Here is a 5,503-nt window from a genome sequence, read left to right on the forward strand (position 1 = left end):
GACGCGAGCGATCCCCTTCATCCGCGGCAAGGCGCAGGAGGTATCGATGAAATTCGCAAAGGCCGTCAGCGTGAAATGACGCGCCAGTACAAAGCCAACCCCGCAGGCGGGCACGGCGATGTCAGGTTTCGGAATGGCGCGCGACGGCATGATCGTCGATTGCGCCAATGCCGGGCGCGATGCACCGCTTCAGGCTTGACCGGCGGCGACAGCGTTCCCGCATCCGGCCGCCAGGCGACGAAGCCGTGCGCTGCCCCGGCGCGAAGGGGAGATTGCGCCTCGCCACGCACCTGAAGGCGGGTCTCGTCATCCAGACAGGCATGATAACCACGAGGAGCCCCAGTACGTCAGCGCCTCGATGGCCTCCGTGGTGTTGACATCGCTGCTTACCGGTTTTGATGAAAGGCTCATATGCTCTGCCCGAAGAGCCAGCAGACCTTCACCCCGGATCGGGATTCCTTGTCGATGGCGATGGCCATACCGTTCCGGAGCTGCCCGCGCCCGTGGCCTCCACCTGACGGGAACAAGATTGGTGAACCCCCATGAAGTCCACGCAGCAAAGGCTGAGGCTGGATGCTCGAAAACGTCGCGCGGTGTGCCGATCTGCTCGACTTTCCGGCGCTCATCACGACGAGGCGATCCGAGACGGAGAGCGCCTCATCCTGATCATGGGTGACGAAGATCGTTGTCAGGGCCAGCGATTTCTGGAGCAGCCGGATCTCGGTTTTCATCTCCTGCCGAAGCTTGGCATCAAGGTTGGAGAGCGGCTCATCGAGCAGCAGGACGGTCGGCTCGATCACCAGCGCGCGCGCCAGAGCCACGCGCTGCTGCTGGCCGCCGGAGAGTTGCTTGGGCAGCCGGTCCGCCAGATGAGCGAGGCGAACGCGGCTCAGCGCTGTCTTGACCCGGTCGGCGATCCGGCCTCGCTGATCTTGCGCATCCTCGAGCCCGAACGCGACATTTTCCGCGACAGTCATGTGAGGAAGAGCGCGTAGTTCGCAAACGAAGCCCATATTGCGTTTCGCGGGGCAGGCGGGTTACATCGGTCCCGCTGACGAGGATGCGACCCGCCGTGACATCGACAAAACCGCCAATCATCCGGAGCGCGTGATGGTCTTGCGCAACCGGAGGACCGAGAATGGTCACGTCCCTTCCACCGATCCGAAGGCTGGTGGATTGCACCGCAACGACCTCGCCGTAGTGCTTGCAGACGTCCGAGAGCGTTTCCGACATGCGCGCGTCCTTCAGAATGCGCGGGTTGGGAGCTGGTAGTGGCGGTTGGTAATGAGCAGGAGGACCGCGATGATCGCGATCTGCACCGGTCGCGACCGCGGCAATCGTCAATCGAGATTCCATTCCAGATAGGAGACAATCGCAATCTGGAGCGTCGTGCGTCCGGACCGACAAGAAACAGCGATTTTCGAGATCGATGAAAGAGGCAACGAAGGCGAACAGCGCCGAGGCGATCAGTGCCGGCTTGATGACCGGCAGGACAACCCTGAAGAAGATCGTCACCGGCCCGCGCAAGGCTGGCGGCGGCTTCGGAGATCGAATGGTCGATACCGATGAGCGAAGCGGTCACGAGGCGGATGGTCCAGGCAGGGCGACCAGCAGATGCGCCGCGAAAGCCCGGCAAGGTGCCGGCAACCTGCACCTCCGTTGCGACCTCAAATTCAATGTAGAAGATATACATCGCCGCGCCGCCCACGATCCCCGGCACCACCATCGGCGAAAGTAGATATTCGTGACGATGTCCCGGCAGCGAATTTGATCGCGTCAACGCGAGGCTGGCCGGAACGCCGATCGCAAGGCTGGAAAGAGACGCAAAAAGGGCGGTCTGGAGGCTGAGAAAAAGCCCCTCGCGAAATTCCGGGCGTTCCCATGCTCTTGTATACCAGTCGAGGGTGTAACCCGCCGGCGGGAACGAGAGGATCTTGTTGGAAAAGAAGGACACCCAGACAATCACCGCCAGCGGCATGACGATGAACCCGGACGCGATAGAAGGTTGCAGGCGCTGTTGCGTTCATCGGTCGCCTCCCAATCGGCCCAGCGGCGGTAATGACGTTGAGCGAGCGCGGTGGCGCCCCACGGTCAGCACAAGGGTCGTGATCATCAGAATGAAGGCGAGCGCGCGCCAGCGGGCCAGTTCATCGCGCTGGACCTGCTGATACACACTCCGGGGCCATCGTGATGAAACTCCCGGCCCGCCGATCAGCACCGGGGTGGCGTAGGCGTTCATCGACAAGGGAAGCACAGCAGCACACCAGCCAGAATGCCCGGCAGCGCCAGCGGCAGGAGGACCCGCCAGAGGATGCGGACATGGTCTGCACCAAGGCTTCCGGCGGCGTCCTCAAGCGAGCGATCAATGCCTTCCAGAACGCTCCGGAAGCGTTAGGATCATGAAGGGCAGCAGAACCGAGACCAAACCGATCACCACCGCTTTTCGGTATACATGATATCGAGACGGCCATTGAAGCCGAACAAGGAAACGATGCTGGCCGCAAGGCCGCGTTCCCCGAGGATCACCATCCATGCTGCGCGGTCCGGACGGCATTGCCTCATCATCAACGGCAGCACCAGCGCGACGATCATCATCGCCTTGAGCCGTGATGACGCGAGGCGCATCATGAAATAGGCGACCGGGAAGCCCAGGATCAGGCAAATGCCGATGACAGCGCCGAGATGCGTAAGGTCTCAGAGAACATCCTGATAGTAGGGATCGGCGAAAAACTTGATGTAATTCTCAAGCGTCAATGTTGACCATCAGTTCGCCGGGGACGAAGCGGTTGAAGGAATAACGGAAGAGGATGGCGAGCGGACCGAGCAACAGGAGCGTGACGAAGATCACGCCGGGCGCCAAGCGCGCCGCCGCGGGTGAGCGCAGGATGGGTGGTTTCCAGTCGGGCATCTTCGTCGCCTCGCCAAGGGAAGGGGCTACGCTTGCCATCGCCATCGATGCTCTCCCGCAGGATGTCAGGGGTGGAGCGGCACGCCCCGAAGTGGGCGCGCCGTGAGGGGCTCAGTTTCGCGCAACATTCTTGTTCCACCATCCTGCCATTCCGCCGTGTTTTTGGCAACATAGCCGTAATCGGGAAATTTCAGTCTGGTGCGCTCGGCTTCCGAGAAGTCGATGCGGCTCTTGAGGTCGGCATCGAGCAGGGCGACCCCGTTCGCCGGCGCATAGAAGCTGGCCGCCGCAAGATCGGCCATGGCCTTGGCGTCGAGCATGGCGTTGAGATAGGCGTAGGCCGCCTCCTTGTTCGGCGCCTTCTTCGGCATAACAGCGCCGGAAGGTAATGGCGACGGCTCCCTCCTGCGGATAGGCGATGCCGAGGGGCAGCCCGTCCTTGGTCCATTGCAGGCCTCGGGCCTTGTAATTGAGAACGATATCGACCTCACCTGAGGCCAGCGCTGCCTGCATCTGCTGGTGTGTTGCGTAGATGCGGGGATTGGATTTTGCCCGCAACTCTGCCAGCCGTTCGCGGCCCTTTTCAACGCTGGTGAGATTGCCAGCCTCAATCAGTGAGCCGATCATCGCATGGAATTGAAATAGAGCTGGTTTCGAGAGCCCGATCCGCCCGGCGAATTCCGGGTCCTATAGATCCTTGTAGGCCTTTGGCGGTTCTTTGATCTTGTCCTGTTGTAGATGATCACCACACCGGAGAGAGCCAGGGGATGAAATACGGCTTCTTCAGCGCCGGACGATATCCTTGCCATTCGGGATTTCGCAAAATCGAGCGCTTCGATAACCCCGTGGCCGTCCATCTCGAAGGCATCTGAATCGTTGAGATGACAATATCGACAGTGCCGCGCGGCAGTTTGCGCTCCGCTAGCAGGTTCGATTTCCCGCCCGGCTCGAGGCCAAGATCATGGACGATCCAAATCCCTTTCGCCTCGACCAGCGGCTTTCCATTAGCCGGTTGGTCCGGTCATTCCAGTCACCGCCCCAGTTGGAAACGACAATCTGCCCGCTCTGGGCCTGCGCCCCGCCCCCGAGCGAGGGGAGGGCGAGGGCGCTAGCCGCCCCCCGCGAACCATTGCCGCCGGTGGGAATGGTCCTGTCCAGAACACGTGTCATGAGAAGCTCCTGTTCGTTGATCGGCTGCGAAGGGTCTGGTTTGTTATTCGGCCGCCACGGACTTGGCGTTGCGGCCGACGCTGGCGAGGTATTTGGCGGAGGTATCCACGGTCTCGACATCGGCGAACTTCGCATCGATGTCATAGAGGTTCCAGGCCGGCACTCCGGCACACGATCGCCGATGCATTCTTTGACGGCGATCGTTCGAAGCCTTCCGCCAGGCCGTCGCAAATAGTGGGCGGACGCATGCCGTCGCGGTGACGCCGGTGACCAGAATGGTGTCGACACCGGCCGAACGGAGGTAGCCGGCGAGCGGCGTGCCCGAGAAGGCGGAAGCGCGCTTCTCGAGCAACACATATTCCCCTCGAATGGCGCAATGCGGCTGTCGATGGCCCAGATTTCCCTCATCCGAAGGTTCACGGCATCGACCGGAATCTTGTAGTGCTACATCCCCATGTCGGTCGCCGGGTCATTGCGATCCGTATTCTGATAGGCCGTCGTCACTTGGACGATCGGGTGGCCGGCGGCGGAACGCCTTGAGCAGGCGCTGCATGCCGGGATGATTTCCGTGTCCATTGCATCCCCGCAGTAGGAAGGGATTGCCGGGGCGCGTCCAAGCATTCGCCAGATCGACGCTGATCAGCGCCGGGCGCTTTGCCGAAGCCGATGCGGCGCTGGAAGCCGCGATCCTTGTAGATCATTCGAGGCCTCGAAGATCTCGTTGAGAACACTTTCGAGTTTGGCATTGAGCTCTGCATTTGTCGCCATGACTTCATCTCCTTGGGTGCAGCGGCTTCTTGTGAGGCGGCCGGGCGGTGAAAGGCAGGGCCCGATCGTTGGAAGGAGGTTCGCTCAACGACCGACGAAGGTGAATTGACGGTTTGTCTCCAATTGGTGCATGAATTGCACCAATTGGAAATGAGGTTGCCATGCGCTATCTTCCCGAAATCGAAGCCATCCGTTCCTTTTCCGTCGTAGCGGAGGAACTGAACTTTCGGCGCGCGGCAGATCGGCTGGGAATTGATCATTCCGCGCTCTCGCGCCGGATCCGCGATCTCGAACACCGGCTGGGCTTTGCCGTCTTCGCCCGCTCGACTCGCGAAGTCCGCTTGACCGAAGCCTGGCAAGGTCTTCTCGAGGAAAATACCAAATCTGCTGCGTGGCTTGCATCGCTCGGTCGATCAGGCCCGCATGGGCGCGGAAGGACGCTCCCGGCCTCATTCGCATCGGTTACATGTCATTCGCCGCCGCGCATCTACTGCCACCTCTGATCGCCCGATTCCAGGCGATCCGGCCCACCGTTCGCTTTCAGCTGACCCATATGAAAGCCATGCCCAGAAGCGAGGGGCGCTCTCGCGGTGGATATTGATGTCGGGTTGATGATCGGGCCCCTGGGAAACCGAGACCTTCGAGACAACCCGGTTG

Annotated in this window: 6 protein-coding genes and 2 pseudogenes; 2 read left to right on the forward strand and 6 right to left on the reverse strand. The window is 61.2% G+C overall.

What is annotated here, in order from left to right:
* Window positions 1–306 precede the first annotated feature (306 nt).
* Window positions 307–1,233 (reverse strand): annotated as a pseudogene (locus IPK59_23165) (ABC transporter ATP-binding protein).
* 196 nt (window positions 1,234–1,429) lie between these two features.
* On the opposite strand from IPK59_23165, the gene IPK59_23170 reads away from it, so the two are divergent.
* A complete protein-coding gene (locus tag IPK59_23170) occupies window positions 1,430–1,738 on the forward strand; it encodes a hypothetical protein (GenBank protein ID MBK8161518.1) in 309 nt (102 codons plus the stop codon).
* A gap of 497 nt (window positions 1,739–2,235) precedes the next feature.
* Here the strand turns inward: IPK59_23170 and IPK59_23175 are convergent, their stop codons facing one another.
* The 5 genes and pseudogenes from IPK59_23175 to IPK59_23195 all read right to left on the reverse strand — a co-directional run bounded on the left by IPK59_23175 (window position 2,236) and on the right by IPK59_23195 (window position 4,824).
* Window positions 2,236–2,376 (reverse strand): ABC transporter permease subunit, encoded by a 141-nt coding sequence (locus tag IPK59_23175; GenBank protein MBK8161519.1) that lies wholly within the window; start codon window positions 2,374–2,376, stop codon window positions 2,236–2,238.
* A 54-nt stretch (window positions 2,377–2,430) separates the two neighbouring features.
* Window positions 2,431–2,628, reverse strand: coding sequence for a hypothetical protein (locus IPK59_23180; GenBank protein ID MBK8161520.1), 198 nt, complete (start codon window positions 2,626–2,628; stop codon window positions 2,431–2,433).
* Window positions 2,629–2,743: 115 nt separating this feature from the next.
* Window positions 2,744–2,953: a hypothetical protein gene (locus IPK59_23185; GenBank protein MBK8161521.1), complete on the reverse strand. Its 210-nt coding sequence runs from the start codon at window positions 2,951–2,953 to the stop codon at window positions 2,744–2,746.
* A 20-nt stretch (window positions 2,954–2,973) separates the two neighbouring features.
* Window positions 2,974–3,279 carry a hypothetical protein gene (locus tag IPK59_23190; protein ID MBK8161522.1) on the reverse strand — a complete coding sequence of 102 codons (306 nt, stop codon included), beginning with the start codon at window positions 3,277–3,279 and terminating at the stop codon, window positions 2,974–2,976.
* A gap of 842 nt (window positions 3,280–4,121) precedes the next feature.
* Window positions 4,122–4,824, reverse strand: a pseudogene (locus tag IPK59_23195) (isochorismatase family protein).
* A gap of 183 nt (window positions 4,825–5,007) precedes the next feature.
* Between IPK59_23195 and IPK59_23200 the strand changes: the two are divergent.
* Window positions 5,008–5,349, forward strand: a complete 342-nt coding sequence (locus IPK59_23200; protein ID MBK8161523.1) for a LysR family transcriptional regulator — start codon at window positions 5,008–5,010, stop codon at window positions 5,347–5,349.
* Window positions 5,350–5,503: the final 154 nt, after the last annotated feature.

The sequence above is a fragment of the Rhodospirillaceae bacterium genome (assembly GCA_016712715.1).
In the GTDB taxonomy this organism is placed as follows: Bacteria; Pseudomonadota; Alphaproteobacteria; order Dongiales; family Dongiaceae; genus Dongia.